Annotated in this window: 19 protein-coding genes and 1 riboswitch; of the genes, 1 reads left to right on the plus strand and 18 read right to left on the minus strand. The window is 45.0% G+C overall.

From position 1 onward, the window contains the following. Nucleotides 1-157 precede the first annotated feature (157 nt). Nucleotides 158-288, minus strand: a riboswitch (FMN riboswitch). An 81-nt stretch (nucleotides 289-369) separates the two neighbouring features. The 12 genes from NIT04_RS09975 to NIT04_RS10030 all read right to left on the minus strand — a co-directional run bounded on the left by NIT04_RS09975 (nucleotide 370) and on the right by NIT04_RS10030 (nucleotide 11,908). Continuing rightward, nucleotides 370-1,560: a hypothetical protein gene (locus NIT04_RS09975; protein ID WP_252503467.1), complete on the minus strand. Its 1,191-nt coding sequence runs from the start codon at nucleotides 1,558-1,560 to the stop codon at nucleotides 370-372. Continuing rightward, nucleotides 1,561-2,088: an RNA polymerase sigma factor SigX gene (locus NIT04_RS09980; RefSeq protein WP_252503468.1), complete on the minus strand. Its 528-nt coding sequence runs from the start codon at nucleotides 2,086-2,088 to the stop codon at nucleotides 1,561-1,563. Nucleotides 2,089-2,166: 78 nt separating this feature from the next. Further along, complete coding sequence (locus NIT04_RS09985) at nucleotides 2,167-3,969, minus strand: ATP-binding protein (RefSeq protein WP_252503469.1); 1,803 nt, start codon at nucleotides 3,967-3,969, stop codon at nucleotides 2,167-2,169. Continuing rightward, complete coding sequence (locus tag NIT04_RS09990; RefSeq protein ID WP_252503470.1) at nucleotides 3,962-4,681, minus strand: response regulator transcription factor; 720 nt, start codon at nucleotides 4,679-4,681, stop codon at nucleotides 3,962-3,964. The genes NIT04_RS09985 and NIT04_RS09990 overlap by 8 nt, the downstream gene beginning before the upstream one ends. 103 nt (nucleotides 4,682-4,784) lie before the next feature. Beyond that, on the minus strand, nucleotides 4,785-5,969 hold the full coding sequence (gene ccsB, locus NIT04_RS09995; protein WP_252505070.1) for a c-type cytochrome biogenesis protein CcsB: 1,185 nt from the start codon (nucleotides 5,967-5,969) through the stop codon (nucleotides 4,785-4,787). Nucleotides 5,970-5,971: 2 nt separating this feature from the next. Next, nucleotides 5,972-7,621, minus strand: coding sequence for a cytochrome c biogenesis protein ResB (locus NIT04_RS10000; protein WP_252503471.1), 1,650 nt, complete (start codon nucleotides 7,619-7,621; stop codon nucleotides 5,972-5,974). Between the two features lie 16 nt (nucleotides 7,622-7,637). Then, nucleotides 7,638-8,168 (minus strand): thiol-disulfide oxidoreductase ResA, encoded by a 531-nt coding sequence (gene resA / locus NIT04_RS10005; RefSeq protein WP_252503472.1) that lies wholly within the window; start codon nucleotides 8,166-8,168, stop codon nucleotides 7,638-7,640. A 109-nt stretch (nucleotides 8,169-8,277) separates the two neighbouring features. Continuing rightward, the gene (locus tag NIT04_RS10010; RefSeq protein WP_252503473.1) at nucleotides 8,278-9,009 is read right to left on the minus strand and encodes a pseudouridine synthase; all 732 of its coding nucleotides are present in this window, start codon (nucleotides 9,007-9,009) and stop codon (nucleotides 8,278-8,280) included. A 117-nt stretch (nucleotides 9,010-9,126) separates the two neighbouring features. Next, entirely contained in the window at nucleotides 9,127-10,125 is a 999-nt protein-coding gene (locus NIT04_RS10015) for a D-alanyl-D-alanine carboxypeptidase family protein (protein ID WP_252503474.1), read from the minus strand. Continuing rightward, nucleotides 10,122-10,736 (minus strand): SMC-Scp complex subunit ScpB, encoded by a 615-nt coding sequence (scpB, locus tag NIT04_RS10020; RefSeq protein ID WP_252503475.1) that lies wholly within the window; start codon nucleotides 10,734-10,736, stop codon nucleotides 10,122-10,124. Before scpB ends, NIT04_RS10015 begins: the two co-directional genes overlap by 4 nt. Further along, nucleotides 10,723-11,484 (minus strand): segregation/condensation protein A, encoded by a 762-nt coding sequence (locus NIT04_RS10025; RefSeq protein ID WP_252503476.1) that lies wholly within the window; start codon nucleotides 11,482-11,484, stop codon nucleotides 10,723-10,725. Before NIT04_RS10025 ends, scpB begins: the two co-directional genes overlap by 14 nt. A 229-nt stretch (nucleotides 11,485-11,713) precedes the next feature. Then, the gene (locus NIT04_RS10030; protein ID WP_252503477.1) at nucleotides 11,714-11,908 is read right to left on the minus strand and encodes a hypothetical protein; all 195 of its coding nucleotides are present in this window, start codon (nucleotides 11,906-11,908) and stop codon (nucleotides 11,714-11,716) included. Between NIT04_RS10030 and NIT04_RS10035 the strand changes: the two genes are divergently transcribed. Continuing rightward, nucleotides 11,903-12,415: a DUF309 domain-containing protein gene (locus NIT04_RS10035; protein ID WP_252503478.1), complete on the plus strand. Its 513-nt coding sequence runs from the start codon at nucleotides 11,903-11,905 to the stop codon at nucleotides 12,413-12,415. The genes NIT04_RS10030 and NIT04_RS10035 overlap by 6 nt on opposite strands. 13 nt (nucleotides 12,416-12,428) lie before the next feature. Here the strand turns inward: NIT04_RS10035 and NIT04_RS10040 are convergent, their stop codons facing one another. From NIT04_RS10040 to NIT04_RS10065, 6 genes are all read right to left on the minus strand, one after another. Then, nucleotides 12,429-12,800 (minus strand): GNAT family N-acetyltransferase, encoded by a 372-nt coding sequence (locus NIT04_RS10040; RefSeq protein ID WP_371922534.1) that lies wholly within the window; start codon nucleotides 12,798-12,800, stop codon nucleotides 12,429-12,431. A 233-nt stretch (nucleotides 12,801-13,033) separates the two neighbouring features. Beyond that, on the minus strand, nucleotides 13,034-14,362 hold the full coding sequence (gene lysA / locus NIT04_RS10045) for a diaminopimelate decarboxylase (RefSeq protein ID WP_252503479.1): 1,329 nt from the start codon (nucleotides 14,360-14,362) through the stop codon (nucleotides 13,034-13,036). 62 nt (nucleotides 14,363-14,424) lie between these two features. Beyond that, nucleotides 14,425-15,873: a spore germination protein gene (locus NIT04_RS10050; protein ID WP_252503480.1), complete on the minus strand. Its 1,449-nt coding sequence runs from the start codon at nucleotides 15,871-15,873 to the stop codon at nucleotides 14,425-14,427. Nucleotides 15,874-15,876: 3 nt separating this feature from the next. Further along, nucleotides 15,877-16,665, minus strand: coding sequence for a SigF/SigG family RNA polymerase sporulation sigma factor (locus NIT04_RS10055; protein WP_252503481.1), 789 nt, complete (start codon nucleotides 16,663-16,665; stop codon nucleotides 15,877-15,879). 3 nt (nucleotides 16,666-16,668) lie between these two features. Further along, nucleotides 16,669-17,115, minus strand: coding sequence for an anti-sigma F factor (spoIIAB, locus tag NIT04_RS10060; RefSeq protein WP_252503482.1), 447 nt, complete (start codon nucleotides 17,113-17,115; stop codon nucleotides 16,669-16,671). Further along, on the minus strand, nucleotides 17,105-17,455 hold the full coding sequence (locus NIT04_RS10065; protein ID WP_252503483.1) for an anti-sigma factor antagonist: 351 nt from the start codon (nucleotides 17,453-17,455) through the stop codon (nucleotides 17,105-17,107). Before NIT04_RS10065 ends, spoIIAB begins: the two co-directional genes overlap by 11 nt. Nucleotides 17,456-17,557: the final 102 nt, after the last annotated feature.

Genomic DNA, 17,557 nt, shown 5'->3' on the forward strand with positions numbered 1-17,557 from the left:
TTGTTGTCCAATAAAAAATCCCTAAAGCAAATACGCTTTAGGGAGAGTTTAAAAGGCATCATCAAATAAGGGTCTGCAATAAAGGGAGATTTCCATTATTGTTTCCCATACTCAAATAAGCACCCTTTTTGTGGACATCACAAAAAGACGGCTGCACCTTCACCTTCTCCCATCCAGACTGTACTGTCGGCTCCGGAATCACACCGGAATCAGCCGTTAAGCTCGCGGGCTAGGAAGTCAACTTCCATTACCGCCGGTCGGGAATTGCACCCTGCCCCGAAGATGAATCAATATTATGTTACAACTCTATTGTAACGAGAAAAAAGCATTTTGTAAACTCCCCTGTTTACAAAATGCTTTCTTGTGTGATTATTGAGTGAACAATGTAGGGTTGCTGCCGATTGGCATCGGCAATGCAGTTGAAAGATCATAGTTATCAAAGCTCTCTTGAACTACGTTTTCTAAACGTACTTGTTTGCCATAGCTTCTCGCTGTCAGCATGAACCCTTCTATCATCTGGTTGATTACATTCTGCTCAAATGCATTGACATCCAATTGCTCTTTAAACGTAATTACAGCAATGTCATCTTCCAGACTAACATCGTAGTCCACATTTTCTGGAATCAGTGAGGCTACAATATTTCCATTGACATTCTTCATCTCCATGAGCCCCGCATCTACTGTATCTACAGCTGCTGCAGGCGCATAAGGAGCTAGATAAACCTTTCCTGAAGGCATCGTATATTTATAATAAGGGAACGTTTTTTTCCATTCCTCGGCATCGGATTTCCCGATACTTTCAAAGGAGGTCTGATTCCCCTTTTCATCGACGAGCAGCAATTTTTCAAATTCGGAAAAAGTGTCACGCATTGAATTATAATAAACTTCATTCGCGGCTGAAGATAAATCATATTTATGCTCAGCAGGGATCTGATGGCGAAGAATGCCATTTTCCTCATATAAAGTCCCTTTATACGGGTGGTAATCTTCGAAACCGAGCTCCTCTTCAGGAATTTCCTCTGCGTATTTATTATAAAGCTCAACACTCGTCGGATTTCCTGCGGGAAAATCGGCTTGAACCCTCGAGTCAGGAATGAGGAATGTGATTGGAATGACATTTGCCGATTCCACCAAGCCGACTTGTAGAGGGATGTAATCAACTACCTCATCAGCAAGCAGCACATGGCTGTCAACTGCCGCGAATATTATCGCTGTTGACTCCTTTGTCGCGGATGCATCAAATGTCTCAGCTTCCTCTGTCTTTTCTGTCTTAGCGTCAAAAGCCCGATCTTCTTGAAGTGAGCGAGGAGCTCCTGACTTTTCCATTGCCCCATCATGACTGTTGAGCATCGAGGGGACAATGAGGCCGAGTAGAAGCAGCGCGGCCGCGGCAACAATGACAGGCATCCATTTCCTCGGGTTTATCCGACGTCGTTTTTTCAGTCGTTGGTCTTGCTTAAGTCGGTCCAAAATCTGTTCCTTCGTACGATTGTCTTCAATTTTCGGCATGGAATGAAGAAGGTTCTCAAGCTTGTTGTCATCCCATTGATTGTTTGTCATTCATCTTCCCCCCTCTGCCGAAAGAGCATTCAATTTCTTTTGTAATGCTTTGATTGCCCTATGTTGGGTCGTCTTTACCTTTCCTTCGGTCCAGCCGAGGGTATCGGCGGTTTCCGCTATCGATAGCTCCTGGAAATATCGTAAAACGATCACCATCTTTTGGTCACCCGTGCACGTATCCAAAACTCGCAGCAATTGTCTCATCTCTTCATTCAACGATGCAATTTCTTCAGGGGTGCTGCCTGTCGAGGGCAATTCGCTCTGCTCCCAGTCAAATTTATCGAATTGATGTTTTTGACGTACATTCTTCTTTCTGAAGTGGTCGATGGCGACATTTTTCGCTATGGAAAAGAGCCAAGTCTTTTCAGAGCTCTTCCCTTCAAAACCAGCATAGGCTTTCAATACCCTGACATACACTTCATGCATAAGATCCTCGGAAGAATGTCGATCTCCTGTCAAATAGATGAGAAAATTGAAGACATCCTGATGATATTGCTCGTATAGCTTGTGGAAAACGGAGTCATCCACTAAATCCCCCCGTTCATTACATTAGTCGTAATTCAAGATGAAAAGTTTCATCCTGCCGTGCTTTTCGTCCATTACTTTTCAGAGCGAGTCGATGTTCTCATCTTCTGGACCGATCGGCAAAACGCATTTGAAGATCGTGCCCGATGTGTCACCAAGTTCCGCTGTAATACGGCCACCATGCGAGTCGATTATGTTCTTCGCGATTGCAAGGCCCAATCCGGTGCCGCCTTTCCCTCGTGTCCGCGCTTTGTCAGCTTTATAGAAACGTTCGAAGATGAAAGGCAGATCTTCTTTTGGTATGCCGCTTCCTGTATCGGCAACGGAAATTTCAACCATATCCCCTTTTCTTTCGACACCGACTGTCACTTTTCCTCCATCCGGAGTATGACGGATTGCATTATCAATCAAGTTTGTAAATACTTGCTCCAAACGATCATCATCAGCGAAAACGACAATCCCTTGTTCTTTATCGTCAACATCCAATGAGAGCATCACGTTTGAATCACGGGCGATTTGCATGAATTTGTTTTGAACTCTATCCAAAAACGGAATAAGTGGGAAATTTAGTTTATATAACCGCATATGGCCAGATTCCATTCGGGCAAGGTCGAGCAGATCAGTTACGAGACGGCTCATCCGTTTCGATTCATCGTGGATGATCTGGACCATTTCATTGCGTTCCTCTTCACTCGTCACCACATCGTCGATTATCGCTTCACTATACCCTTGCAATAAGGAAATTGGCGTTCTTAACTCGTGGGATACATTTGCTATAAAATCGGATCTCAACTTATCCAGCTTATGCTGGTCTGTCATATCACGTAACACAGCCACCGCTCCGCGAATGCTATTTTCACTGTATAACGGACTGATGGAGATGCCGTAAAACTGGCCGCCGATGTCGAGCTCATCCTCAACTTCCTCTGCAAATGTAATGGCGTGTTCAAGCATATGGAATATTTCCTTCGGCAACACTTTCTCATCTGCCCCGTTTGCAAAATACCACTTCTGCAATAGCCGTTCTGCTTGAGGGTTCCTCACAAGTATGGAATAATCCCGATTAAATGTAATGACCGCATCTGTCATTGAAGTGAGGATGCTTGATAATTGTTCTTTTTCCTGCTTGATCAGTTCCATTTGGTATTTCAACTGCCTGCCCATTTGGTTGAAAGCGGTCGCCAATTGACCGATTTCATCATTTTGCATGACCGGGAGACGCGTTTCAAAATTCCCTTTCGATAATTCAAAAGCAGCTTGCTTCATCCCTCGTAATGGCGAGGTGATTTTCGTGGAAAGGAAGAAGGCAAATATAGTCGTCAAAATGAAAGCGATGAATGCGGATAAGAAAACGATATGCGTCGTCCTCTTTGTCGTACGGTGGACGGCATCCAGGCTTTGATACATGACGATGGAATGGATGGTTCCATCCACCTCACCATATGGATACATGAGAACAAGATATTGTTCCATGACGTTTTCTTCCGTAAGAGATGGGAGAATCATCTCCTTCACGACTTTTTCATTAATTTGTATATTTGAGAAAAACTTCGATTCCGAGAGGATTTTCTGCTCTATCTTTTCCTGATTCAATCCACTATGAAATGAATAATAGACCCTTTTTTCGGAATCAATGATCATCGCATTCGTCTCGTTGTCCAATATATCTTGGATGATGAGTCGCATGGCGGTATCGTTTTCATGATCGAGAACTATTTTACCGATCGTTGTCGCTTCCCTCCGAAGAGAATCTTCTGCCTGATTCGTATGGAAATTATCAAGGAACTCTAGGAGAAGGACGGTGACCATAAAAAGGACAAAGGAAACGAGAAGCAATATGGTTGCCCATAGCTTCCCGACGATTGAATGCCATATTCTATTCATTCGGAACCTCGAATTTATAACCGACACCCCAAACTGTCACGATCATTTTCGCTGCGCTTTCAGATACACGGCTCAGCTTTTCCCGCAGCCTCTTCACATGGGTATCGACGGTCCGTAAATCTCCGAAAAATTCGTAGTGCCACACTTCCTTCAATAACTGTTCACGGTCGAACACTTTATCTGGCGACTTTGCGAGGAAATAGAGCAACTCGTATTCCTTCGGCGTCAAGTTCACTTCTTTCCCTTCGGCCGTCACCCGGTGCGCGTCATGATCGATCGTCAATTGCGGGAATACGACAAGATCCTTTGAGCTGTTCGTTGCCGAGGCATCAGGGAAAGTAACAGATCTCCTCAAAATCGCCTTCACACGAAGTACAACTTCACGTGGACTGAACGGCTTGACGATATAATCATCTGCCCCTGTTTCAAATCCAGCCACACGATCCGATTCCTCGCCTTTCGCCGTCAGCAAGATGACAGGTGTCATCTTCTTTTCATCGCGAAGCTCCTGCAATACTTCAAGGCCGTCTTTTTCCGGCATCATTAAATCAAGCAAAATGCAGTCATAATGGTTTGCGAGCGCCTTTTCTATCGCTTCTGCTCCATCTACTGCCTCATCTATTTCGAAGCCTTCACGGGATAAATACATATTGAGAAGACGACGGATCCGATCCTCGTCGTCCACCACTAATAACCTAACAGTCTCTTCCATCATCAACGTCCCCTTTCAACTACACTTCTGTCATTATTGTACAAGTAGTCCATAAAAAAAGAAACTGCACAGCTCCTAAGCGGCTCTGTGCAGTCAAATCGGTTTACGCGTATGAATGCAAACCGGCGATGATCAGGTTTACGGCAATCAGATTGAACATAATGATGACAAACCCGATAACCGCAAGCCATGCAGATTTTTTCCCTTCCCATCCTCTTGAAAGACGGAGATGGAGGAAAGCCGCATAAAACAGCCATGTAATAAGTGCCCAAACCTCTTTAGGATCCCATCCCCAAAACCTTGACCAAGCCTCATGCGCCCAGATCATTGCGAAAATCAAAGCTCCAAGTGTAAACACTGGAAAGCCGATTAGAACGGAACGATAGCCGATTTCATCCATCAGCTGCGAATTCGCTTTCTTCGCAAATGGCTTGAATAAAGAAGCGATCGGTCTACGGAAAACAAGTCGTAAGATGAGATATAATACAGTCCCCGTCGCGACCGACCAAACGAATGTCGTCAATGTTTTCGCGTTGACGATCGCCGGCATTTCCGCCCATGGCGTCATCGCTTCAGGAGTTTGCGCTTCATATTCGTTCATTCCGAATAGCGGCGGATAATTGTACTCGATTTTGGCAGGTGCCTCATTTTTATCGATATACGTAAAATGGGCTTCATATCCCGTCAACTTGAATGTCGTCGATGATATGACGAATCCTAGGACAAGTACGAGTGTGAACATGACAGCCTCTAACCAAAAACGCTGTTTAGAAGGCTTTGTCATATCGACATGTTTCACTAAGTAAATGAGACCTGCAACCGCGCTGATTGCGAGAATTGCCTCACCGAGCGCCGCCGTTATTACGTGGATGGTAAGCCAGTAACTTTGGAGCGCAGGTATGAGCGGCGTAATTTCCCTAGGGAACATGCTTGCATATCCAATGATGATAATAGCGATAGGCAACGCAAACAGCCCTAAAGAAGGCGTCCGATACAAGAAAAACAGTAGGATGAATGCCCCTACGAGCATCATGCCGAACGCAGTCGTAAATTCGAACATATTACTAACAGGTGCATGGCCTGAAGCGATCCACCTCGTAATGAAATAACCGAGATGGGTGATGAATCCGATAATGGTGATCGTGATGCCGACCCTGCCCCATCTATGATTTCTATAGGATGCTTCCGATTTAGCGCCTTTCACTGCTCCGCCGAAGAAAAGGGTGGCGACCAAATAGGCAATGAAAGAAACTAATAGCAGATTCGCGCTTAACGATGCTAATCCCATATTCATTTTTCTCCTTCCTCTTCCTCAGTTGACGACTCATTGTCCAACCGGTCTTCATAGCCCGGCAGGTGTGCATACTCTTTCACAGCGTCCAATTCCTTTTTCAACGAGAACCAGTTTTTGTTTGTATGGGCGGCAACTAGCAACTCATCGCCTTCCCCTTTCTGGATCCAAATCCGTCTATGATTCCAATAGGAACCTTGGATGACACCGATCATAAAGATAAGTCCGCCGAATAGAAGTATGTACAATGTTTTATCTTTCCGTATCGTCAACCCGGAAATATCCCTTGTCTCTGCACTGACAAACTTCACTTGATAGGCGTTCTCTTGCGTCTCAAGTGTTTGTCTGATTGCGACAAAGCTTTTTTCGCCTTCCGGTTTATCAGGAGTAATCATATTGAAGATAAATGCCGGGTTGTTTGGAATCGGCGACTTTGAGACCGGTTCGCCGTTCTCAACGCCATCGTAATCAGCATAATAACCGATTAAATCTACACGTGCCCCATCATTCAGTTCATATACTCCTTCAGGATCGTCAAGATCAATTGTAAATTGCCCGAAAGACTTCCCGGTTTTCTTTTCAATTAGCTGCATTGTCATCGATTTCAGCTCGTCCAGGCGGTAATCCATCTGGAATATGCTGTATCCATCGAATGTCAACGGCTTATTGACGATGATTGGATAGTCTTTGACATGCTCCAGATCGGTCGAGCCTGGCAGACTGTCCTCTTTCTTTTTGTATAATGAAACGTCCGTCTGATATGATTTCACAATAGTGCCGACACGGTCCAGCGCTTTTCCGAAAACTTCAGCCTCTTCTTTCGAATACGTCTCAATGCTGAAATCCTTGCTCTCCAAGTAATAGTCCGGAGCGCCAGGAATCGAACGCAATTCCCCTTCCCGGATCCACATCGTCTGGTCGACATAAAAGCCAGGGATACCACGTAACAGGACGCCAAACAGGAAAATGATCAACCCGGTATGGTTAACATAAGGACCCCAACGTGAAAAACGGTTCTTTTCGGCTAATATCGCGCCGTCTTCCGTTTTTACGTTATACTTCATGTTCTTCAGCTTCTCTTCAGCCTTCGCCAGTGACGCATCAGCATTTTCAGAATGCCCAGCACCGTAAACCCTTTGTCGTTTCATGAATGAAGTATGACGCTTTGTCCGCTGCTTCTTCAATGATTTGTAGAGGGGGATCACTCTGTCGACACTCGCGATGATAATGGACGTGCCAAGCATGCCGATCAGTATTTTAAACCACCAACTATTATACATATCATAGAAGCCTAACTTGTAATAAAGCGTTCCTATAAATCCATACAGACGTTCATAATATGCCAATATTTCCGCTTCTGAATTCTGATTTACCGGCAAATAAAACTTCTGAGGAAAGAGAGTTCCGATCGCTGATGTCACAAGTACAGCAACAATGATGCTCACTCCAATTTTCACACTGGAGAAGAAATTCCAAATCTTGTCGATAATGGACCGTTTATACGTCTGGGATCTGCGGGCAGACCCTTCATAGCGCATATCGACAACTTCACTTCTTTTTGCTTCCTCGGTCATCGGACGCCCGCACTTTTCACAAAGCACCGTTCCAAACGGGTTGTCATGACCGCATTGGCATTTGATTTTACTCATGTGTACGAACTCCTTATCAAGGTTGGATGCTTTCCATGTACGAAATGATTTCATCCTCGGTCATTTCTGTCGTGATAACCTTCGTAATCCGTCCATCTTTATCGATTAGAAATGTCGTTGGAAGTGGAACAATATTGTACAGTTCCTTGACATCCTTCTTTTTATCGATAACGATCGGGAACGTCAAACCATATTGATCGCGGAACGTATCCACTTTCAGGTCAGACTCGGCAATATTCACTGACAATACATGAACTCCCTTTTCCTTGAAGGCATTGTATTGATTTTCAATGTATGGCATCTCCCGCTTGCATGGAGGGCACCACGTTCCCCAAAAGTTCAGAAATACGCCTTCTCCTTTATAATCGGATAAACGATGCTTATTCCCTTCAAGATCGACGAGTTCAAAATCCGGAGCCTTGTCGCCTTCCGCCAGGACTTTGACTTTGTCTCTCGAAAAAATTGAAAAAAGAATAGCCGATGCCAGTATAACTAGAACTACGCCTCGGAAAATGAGGCGTGTCCGCTTTTTATTCGCCTTGGACAATTAATAGCCCCCTAACGTAATAAGATTCCGATTCTAATTATAACAAAACAAATATCGTAATAAGGATGAAGTCGTGATAGGTTTGTGAACATTTCCTTTTCCGTACGATTTAACCGATTTTGCCTGTTTCTGCAAGTACTCTTAATTGCTTCACTTCATGTGTCGTCAATTCACGCGCTTCTCCGGCATTTAAACCATGAGTCGTCAACATCGCAAACGACTCCCGTCTCAGTTTTTGGACAGGACAGCCGATCGCATCGAACATTCTTCGCACTTGTCGATTCCGTCCTTCGTGTATAGTGATTTCAACAATCGCAGAGTTTGTCTTCTTATCGAATGACTGCATTTTCACTCTAGCCGGGGCAGTCATGCCATCTTCCAGTTGTATACCGCGCTCCAGTCTTTTCAATGCATCGCGCTGAGGTATCCCTTTCACCTTCGCGACATACTTTTTCTCGATGCCGAACTTCGGATGTGTCATCAGATACGAAAAATCTCCATCGTTCGTCATAATGATAATCCCCGAAGTGTCATAATCCAGCCGTCCGACCGGGAAGATCCTTTCTTCCACCATCGGAAGGAGATCTAGAACCGTTTTTCTCCCTTTTTCATCACTCACCGTAGAGATATACCCTCTAGGTTTGTATAGCAAATAATAGACGAATTGCTCTTTGACTAGCTCCACGCCTTCGACTTCCACACGGTCTGCGCGTGTTACCTTCGTACCCAATTCAGTCACTACTTTGCCGTTCACTTTCACTTTTCCCTCAACGATGAGCGTTTCCGCTTTTCTACGAGATGCTACGCCCGCTTGAGCCAATACTTTTTGTAATCTTTCCAACTCGTCACCTTCCTTCTACCTCAAAAAATTATGTCATATTTCCTGCTAAATGAAAAGAAGACCGACCTGTACGCAGTCAGTCTTCCCTAATAATTTCTTATTTGATTCAATTTAGATTCACTTGCGAATATCAATTTCAGCAGTGATGAGCAATTCATTATCTAGCGATACGGTCCAAGTCCCTTTCACTTTCCTATCCTTATTGCGCGGAATGTAGACGACATGGGATACCCTCTCCACCTCATCTTCATTTAATAGAAGCACAATCGGCCTTTTTAATTCTCCATCGACTCCGGGAAGAATTTTGTATTTGCCTTTCTTCGCGACTGTGACGTTCTCGTATTTGTGGAATGTATCATTGGCCAATTGCTGATGGACGTTCCAGTCGTCTCCATTATTCAACGTGATAACGATCAATTTCTTGCCATCCTTTTCGAAGTAAGTTGCAAGAGTCCTTCCCGCCGCTTTCGTAAATCCTGTCTTTCCAGCTTTGACATGATCGTTTGTATGAATCAGTCGATGTTTATTGCGCCAGCTTCTCACCTCGTCCCCTTTTCGATAAACGAAGTTTTCCGCCGAAGCGATTTTTGAGAATTCATCATTTTTCATCGCAAAATAAAGCATTAAAGCTGTCTCATATGCAGTTGAAAGATGCCGATCATCATGCAGTCCTGACGGGTTCATGAACGTTGTCCGCTCCAAACCATATAATTCAGCTTTCTTATTCATCAAGTCGACAAATCCGTCAACCGATCCTCCCGCATGCTCCGCGAGCGCGTATGCGGCGTCATTGCCAGACCGCAGCATAAGGCCATACAACAATGCATCGGAATCCATTTTCGTACCTTGTTCCAAATAAATGGACGAGCCTTCTGCAGATGCCGCAGCCGGCGAGATGACGATTTCACCGTCTGCCGTCCCGCTTTCAATGAATGTCAATGCTGTCCAGATTTTCGTCAGACTTGCAATCGGCAATTGGAGATTTTCATTGGAGCCATCCAGTAGGCGCCCTGTCTCCGCGTCAATAACCGCCCATGCACTTCCCGATGCCGCTTCTTTCGGGACTGCAGCCAATAAAACCGATAGGAACAGAACAATGGCTATCGCTTGCCTCAATCATTGTTTCCTCCTTCTTCCGTTATTTCAAAGGCTTCTTGGAATTTTGTCATGAATAGATCTGTATCACCGAACAGTTCCTCATCATCACCATCAGCTAATGGAGGCAGCATATCAATCGATTCCAATCCAAATCTATCCAAAAACAAATCTGTCGTCCCATAGAGTATCGGCCTTCCGCTGCCTTCCATACGTCCTTTTTCCATGACGAAACCTTTTGCGACGAGTGTCTGGATCGGCCCGTCCGATTTCACGCCACGCAAGTCATCGATTTCGACCCGTGTGACGGGCTGCTTGTACGCAATGATTGCCAACACTTCCATAGATGCTTGCGTAATGGAGTTCCGCGCAGGATTTTCGAGCAGACGAAGAATGTCATCTGCAAACTCGGCTTTCGTTACGAGCCGGTAATGTCCCCCGTAAAGCCTTAGCGTAATTCCCGAGTCCGGTCTTTCTTCATAATTCACACGCAGCCTCTCAGCGATGGCCGCCGCGGCATCTGTCTCCACTTGAAGGAGCGAGGCGATTTGACTTAACGTCAAGCCGTCATCACCTGCTATGAATAAAAAACTCTCCAACATTCCGGTGAGTCGTTCATCAATTGTTTCCATAGGTCTCCTCCCCTCCTACCATGACTGTCATTTTTCCGAAGTTATTATTTTGTTTTACGATAATGTCAAGCCGTTTCATCAGTTCCAATAAGGATAGGAATGTTACAACTAAATCTTCGACATCATCTCTTTCAAATAAACTTTCAAAATCACAACTTCCGCCCCGCCTTTCAAGGGAGGTCATGATGTCGTCCATTTTTTCACTAACCGAAAGCTCCGACTTTGCAATTTTGGCGGTTAATGGAGCACGTAGCTTCCGTCGTTCGAGCATTTTTTGGAATGCGCCGATCAAGTCGAAGACGTTCATTTTTTCTTCCGGTACCGATACGGCCACTTCCCCAAATTCTGATAAGTCGCCTGGCAGCTTCGTGAAATGTACCGCCCGATCGTCGGCCGACTCCTTCAATGAATTTGCCGCTTCCTTATATTTTTTGTATTCTATCAAACGGGCAACCAATTCATCCCGTGGATCTTCCTCGATGTGGTAATCGTTGTCTTCATCCAATACTTCACCTTCATGAACCGGTAAAAGCATTTTGCTCTTGATTTCGATTAAGGTGGCTGCCAGTACCAAATACTCGCTAAGTTCATCCAGCTCCAAAACCCGCATCGTATGAAGATGCTCTATGTACTGATTTGTCAGCTCAGCCATCGGAATATCATAGATATCGATTTCAAGTCGGTTGATTAAATGTAATAATAGATCAAGAGGCCCTTCAAACGCCTCTAACTTTACTTTATAAGTCATATAACTCCTCCAGTAATACAATTCTATCCTTTGATTTCCGCTACAGGCGGACGCTTTCCGCGGGCAAGCACCGAGCCAATCGAACAGCGGAGGGTTCGATTTGCCTTAATTTCTGCGCTTGTTGCAGAAATTAAGGCAGCCTACACGGTGCTCGTAACGCTTCGCTTTTACTCGCAAAAGCCGTTCTTCGTTACGGCAAGTGCAAAGAGGTGCTCGTAACGCTTCGCTTTTACTCGCAAAAGCCGTTCTTCGTTACGGCAAGTGCAAAGAGGTGCTCGTAACGCTTCGCTTTTACTCGCAAAAGCCGTTCTTCGTTACGGCTTTCGCAGGAGTCGCCGCCTTTCGCTTCAATCAACAAGAGAATTCTATTCAATATGTAAACGATTGATTTCAAAATAAATAAAAAGGAATGATTCAAGTGCATCCATATTATCATCCGCTATTCTTAAATTTTATTGTTTATTTCAATAGGAATCAAGACTACTTCGAGTGCCATGAAGTGCTTGAAGAGTATTGGAAATCCACTCCAAATTATACGAAAGATCATCCACTTACTGCTTTTATCCTCTTATCGACAGGACTTTACCATTGGAGGAGGGGCAATGTGGACGGAGCGCATCGCACACTCGTAAAGGCTGCGAACAGGATGCGTGACTTTCCTAATTTTGATACTCGTTACACAGAGGCCTTGGATTATCGGCAGCTTGTACAGGATACGGAAAGAGTCATCAGCAAAGTGGAAAAAGAAGAAGCTTTTTCTCCGTTCACGATTCTGTTGACATCTGCATCTCTTCAACGCTCTGTCGATGAGGTTGCCTCCTCCATGGATCTTCTCCCTGCTGGAAGCGATGCTGTCATTCATAAACATATGCTTCGGGATCGGTCCGATATTCTCGCGGAACGCGAAAAGAAAAAGCGCAGACCACAATGATCTGCGCCTTTTCTCATTCGGATTGTTGTTGTTCTTCCTTTTGAAGGCATTTTTCCAAGAACGACTCTGTATACTCATTACTCTTACATTCCAAACCGGGAAAAAGTTCTCCGAGCTTCACGATTATCTTGCTACCGATCCCCTCTCCACGGAATGAAGGATTGACTGAAAGGTGCATTACGGTGTATGAATCTACGTCCAATATGATTCCGACGAGGCCGATGAAATCTTCTCCTTGCTTCAGAAGATACAACTGCCAGTCTTCGTCATTTTCATACTGATGGATCGTTTCCTGCAATTTTTTTACAGACTTTTCTCCTGGCATATAAGAAAGCAAGCCCATGGCGATTTTCTCATACGCCTTCTTGTAACGTAAAAGCATCATAGAAATCCCTTCTTTTCAAAAAATCCTCAGGCTACGGCGAAGTGGCCGCTAATCCGCTTAAAAAGGGGCTGTCGCCGAATTATGTTAATCGTACATGATAGCTAAGGCTTTTTCAATGATAGAGAAAGTTCATTTATTTGGACCGGCAAAAGGGGCAATAAAGTACCAGTACACTGCCCCCCAAATGATTGCAGCAATGACCATCAGTATGAAAAGGGTCATATTGCGTCTTTTCATGATGGAATTTCCTGTTCTGTCCTCTGTAACGGGATATCCAGCCTGATAACATCTTCATACGTTTCTCTGCGGACTACCAATTGATGGTTTCCATTTTCGCAAAATACGATTGCTGGCTTTGGAAGACGGTTATAATTGCTCGCCATGGAATATGTGTAAGCTCCTGTACAGAAAACGGCAATGATATCCCCTTCCTCAGGCTCCGCGATATACGCATCTTCAATCAATTTGTCTCCGGATTCACAACATTTACCCGCTATTGTCACTTTATCCGAATGAGGATCCAACATTCTGTTTGCCGTCGCCGCTGTATATTTCGCCTCATACAATGCAGGACGGATATTGTCTGACATCCCGCCATCAACAGCTACATAAGTCCTTGTACCCGGCACTTCCTTACTGCTTCCTACAGTATAAAGAGTGGTGCCGGCATCTCCGACAAGCGATCTGCCCGGTTCAATCCAAATCTCCGGTAACGGATAATTATGTTGGCGCGTCATGGAAAGCACAACATCTTCCATCTCCTCAACATAAGCGGAAGGATGGAGCGGTTTATCCTCTTCCGTGTACCTGATGCCAAAACCGCCGCCCAAGTTAAGTACCGTACAAACGAATTTGAACTTCTGCCGCCATTCGATCATCTTTTCCATTAGTGCTTCCGCCGCAAAACGGAATGCGTCCGTTTCAAAGATTTGGGAACCGATATGGCAATGCATTCCGAGCATGTTAATGTAAGGGTGATTATATAACTTGAGAAATGCATCATCAGCCTGGCCATTTTTCAAATCGAAACCGAATTTCGAATCCTCTTGCCCGGTCGTGATATAGTCATGGGTTGAAGCATGTACCCCTGGAGTGACACGCAACAGAACATTCATCTTTTCTTTGCGCGATTCCGAAATCTCCTTAAGCATTTCGATTTCCAAGAAATTATCAACTACGATACATCCGATTTTTTCATCGAAAGCGAATTGTAATTCCGTGTAACTTTTATTATTCCCATGAAAATGAATTTTTTCCCGAGGGAAATCCGCAGCCGCCGCAGTATATAGCTCCCCACCGGATACAACATCCAAAGAGAGGCCCATCTGCTTTGCAATTTCATAGATGGCTATGGAAGAAAAAGCTTTGCTTGCATATGCAACTTGGGCTTTAATGCCCGCTTTTGCAAAAGTTTCCTTGAACGCTGCAGCACGTTCTCTGAATAGCGCGATGTCATAGACAAGCAATGGCGTGCCATACATATGTGCAAGGTCTACTGTATCTACTCCGCCTATCGTCAAGTGGCCAAGATTGTTCACCGATTGAGTTCCATATAGATGCATATTCATTCCTCCAAGTCATGTTGTTAAAACTTTATCATAACTGGAAGCCAGGAATCAATCCTCTATGAAAGCCTATCCCGGTCAGGCGCGTCCGTAATAAATGGCCGCGGTGCATCGACCGTCATCGGATAGCGTATAATAACGCGCTTCATCGCTTCAGGGAAAAACGGTAATGCTGGCCATAAGTACGGAACGCCCATCGGTTTGAGGGATGCCAAATAATAAAACAGGAAAACGATTCCTAAGAAGAAACCCGGAGCCCCGAGAAGTCCCGTCAATATAAGTATGAAAATCCTGAACACTTTTGTCGTGATGCTCAATTCGAACGACGGTATCGCAAAAGTGAAGATCGCGCTAACCGCAACGTACAATATGACTTCTCCTGTAAAAAGACCGACATCGATCGCCACTTGGCCGATTACGATCGCCGCTACGAGACCCATTGCGGTCGTCATCGGGGAAGGGGTATGGATGGCCGCCATCCGTAAAACTTCAATTCCAATATCCGCTATTAACAACTGGACGAGCAGAGGGACGGAACCGGGATCATTCGGACCGATATAACTGAGCGAAATCGGTAAATATTGCTGGTATGTCGCAAGTAAATACCAAAATGGGAGCAATAAGAGACTGAGCGATGCTCCCAGCAGACGAATCCATCGGACAAATGTCCCGATGAATGGCGCTTGGCGATATTCTTCCGCATGCTGCAAATGATGAAAGATCGTCGCAGGCACCAAAATGGCAGATGGTGATGTATCGACGATGATAGCGATATGGCCCTCTAGAAGATGGGCGGCACAAATATCGGGACGTTCTGTGAAACGGACAAAAGGCATCGGATGAAAGCGCTGCTTAAACAGGAATTCTTCCAACGATTTGTCCGTCATTGTAAGTCCATCATGCTTGATATCATCAAGCCTTTCACGGATGTAGGAAAGGTGTTCCTCGCTGGCAGCCCCTTTCATAAACGTGATTGCGACATCCGTCTTGCCGTTTACAGTTGTCTGATGCATTTCAAAGCGAAGGTTTTCCGTCCTCAGTCGCCTTCTGACTAAAGCCGTATTCGTAATGATGTTTTCAGTAAAACCATCCCTTGATCCCCGAATGACTTTTTCAGTGTCCGGCTCTTCAGGAGACCTTCCAGGATAGCTTCGGATATCCCCGATGAATACAAAACCATCGGGGAGCACGAAGCCGACCTGTCCACTTAATACGTTATTGAGCAGTTTCTCTTTCTCATCGACATCCGACAAAGCATAATAAGGAAAATACGTTAGGAACCATTCAGGATCATCCCTGTTCCCCTCTTCAGGATGTATACCTTCTTGCATTTCCGTCAATAGCGTCGTCAAAGTTCCTCCATCAACGAGGCCGTTAATGTAAAACAACAATGTAGGCATACCCCATAAATGCACGGTCTTCGCCGTCGCATCAAACGTTTCATTAATGCCGAATTTACTATGGAACCATTCTTCTCCGTCTTTCAAAGATGTAAATAGCTTAGCCATGTATTATTCCGTCCTCACTTTACTGTCACTTTCCTCTGGTTGTGCGCTCATCCATGTCTTCAACTGGGCCAATATCTTCTTCTCCAAACGGGAAACTTGCACTTGCGAAATGCCGATACGTTCAGCGATGTCACTTTGGGTGTAATCCAAGTAATATCGCATATAAATGATTGTCTGATCGCGTTTATTCAGCTTGGAAACAACGTCCCGGAGAGGAATATGATCGAAGAACCTCTCCGAACGGTCATCCCTCAACTGATCCATCAACGTCAAACTATCCCCTTCATTTTCGTACAATTGTTCATGAAGGGATGCAGGATCACGTAATGCATCCGATGCGAGAATAACTTCATCGATCGAGACCTCCAACACTTCGGCAATCTCCGAAACGGATGGCGACCTTCCATGGTTTTTAATGTAGTCATCCGTCGCGTGGCGGATTTTGAAACTAAGTTCACGAATTGACCTGCTCACTTTCACCATGCCGTCATCGCGGAGGAAGCGTTGAATTTCCCCGACAATCATCGGTACGGCATAGGTGGAGAACTTCACGTCATATGACAAATCGAATTTATCAATCGATTTCATGAGGCCGATGCAACCGATTTGGAACAAATCTTCCAAGTCAGCGCCACGGGATGCAAATCGTTGAACGATGGACCAGACAAGCCTTGTATTCCCCTCCACCATCATCCTTCTTGCATCCTTATCCCCGTCCTGGGATTGCTGGATGAGCAGCCTCATTTTCTCCTGTGACAATAGGGCATCTTGCCGTTCAACAGATGTATCCATCGGTCACCTCATTCTGCTTGCTTCCGTGACCGGAGAAAACGTTTTCTCGAATCGCACTACAGTTCCATTTCCGATGGATGATTCCACTGAGAGACTGTCCGAAAAGCTTTCCATGATCGTAAATCCCATACCTGACCTTTCCATGAGCGGTTTTGTCGTAAACATCGGCTCCATTGCCTGTTGCACGTCAAAAATTCCTCCGCCCTTGTCTTCCACTGTCATCGTCACTTTGTTTTCATCCATGACCGCATGGATTGTCACCATGCTTTTTCCATCACTTTCATAACCGTGGATAATGGCATTTGTGACCGCTTCCGATACGATCGTCTTGAATTCCGAGATCTCTTCAAGGGTCGGATCCAATGGCGTTATAAAGCATGTCATCGCCATCCTCGCCAGCGCTTCGTTTTCTTCAATTGCAACGAATGATAATGTCATTTCATTTCTCATATAAGACCCCTCCGATTTCACCAATTACACTGTCGACCGAGCCGTGTCTGATGTTGGAACCTAAGCCGGAAAAATTGAAGATCTTCTCCATTGTCGGGGATGGGTTCAAGATGAGCGTTTCACCATTAAATGGTGCCAAATCACGCATCCTGCCAAGTATGAGCCCAATGCCTGCGCTATCCATGAATCCGAGGCGGCTCAAATCCCAGACAATTCCTTTCACTTTTCCAGTGAAGATGGAAGAAGAGATCGTGGAACGGATCCTGTTCGCTTCAAGATTGTCCAACTCCCCTGCCAATGTTACGACCACAATGCCATCAATTTGATTAATATCAGCCATGCTGAATCCCTCCTTCTTGCGGAACATTCAACACAGGACAAGGGAAACCCTTTCACCTGACATAACTAGTCATTAAATTTGCAAAGTTCCTATCTTTCGACA

Source organism: Sporosarcina sp. Marseille-Q4943 (genome assembly GCF_943736995.1).
In the GTDB taxonomy this organism is placed as follows: domain Bacteria; phylum Bacillota; class Bacilli; order Bacillales_A; family Planococcaceae; genus Sporosarcina.

What these genes read in the sequence shown, in the direction of transcription:
- NIT04_RS09975 (WP_252503467.1), bottom strand. Translation starts at nt 1,560, where the DNA reads ATGACAAACAATCAATGGGATGACAACAAGCTTGAGAACCTTCTTCAT.
- NIT04_RS09985 (WP_252503469.1), bottom strand. Translation starts at nt 3,969, where the DNA reads ATGAATAGAATATGGCATTCAATCGTCGGGAAGCTATGGGCAACCATA.
- NIT04_RS09990 (WP_252503470.1), bottom strand. Translation starts at nt 4,681, where the DNA reads ATGGAAGAGACTGTTAGGTTATTAGTGGTGGACGACGAGGATCGGATC.
- ccsB (WP_252505070.1), bottom strand. Translation starts at nt 5,969, where the DNA reads ATGGGATTAGCATCGTTAAGCGCGAATCTGCTATTAGTTTCTTTCATT.
- NIT04_RS10000 (WP_252503471.1), bottom strand. Translation starts at nt 7,621, where the DNA reads ATGAGTAAAATCAAATGCCAATGCGGTCATGACAACCCGTTTGGAACG.
- scpB (WP_252503475.1), bottom strand. Translation starts at nt 10,736, where the DNA reads ATGGAAACAATTGATGAACGACTCACCGGAATGTTGGAGAGTTTTTTA.
- NIT04_RS10025 (WP_252503476.1), bottom strand. Translation starts at nt 11,484, where the DNA reads ATGACTTATAAAGTAAAGTTAGAGGCGTTTGAAGGGCCTCTTGATCTA.
- NIT04_RS10030 (WP_252503477.1), bottom strand. Translation starts at nt 11,908, where the DNA reads ATGCACTTGAATCATTCCTTTTTATTTATTTTGAAATCAATCGTTTAC.
- NIT04_RS10040 (WP_371922534.1), bottom strand. Translation starts at nt 12,800, where the DNA reads ATGATGCTTTTACGTTACAAGAAGGCGTATGAGAAAATCGCCATGGGC.
- lysA (WP_252503479.1), bottom strand. Translation starts at nt 14,362, where the DNA reads ATGCATCTATATGGAACTCAATCGGTGAACAATCTTGGCCACTTGACG.
- NIT04_RS10050 (WP_252503480.1), bottom strand. Translation starts at nt 15,873, where the DNA reads ATGGCTAAGCTATTTACATCTTTGAAAGACGGAGAAGAATGGTTCCAT.
- NIT04_RS10055 (WP_252503481.1), bottom strand. Translation starts at nt 16,665, where the DNA reads ATGGATACATCTGTTGAACGGCAAGATGCCCTATTGTCACAGGAGAAA.
- spoIIAB (WP_252503482.1), bottom strand. Translation starts at nt 17,115, where the DNA reads ATGAGAAATGAAATGACATTATCATTCGTTGCAATTGAAGAAAACGAA.
- NIT04_RS10065 (WP_252503483.1), bottom strand. Translation starts at nt 17,455, where the DNA reads ATGGCTGATATTAATCAAATTGATGGCATTGTGGTCGTAACATTGGCA.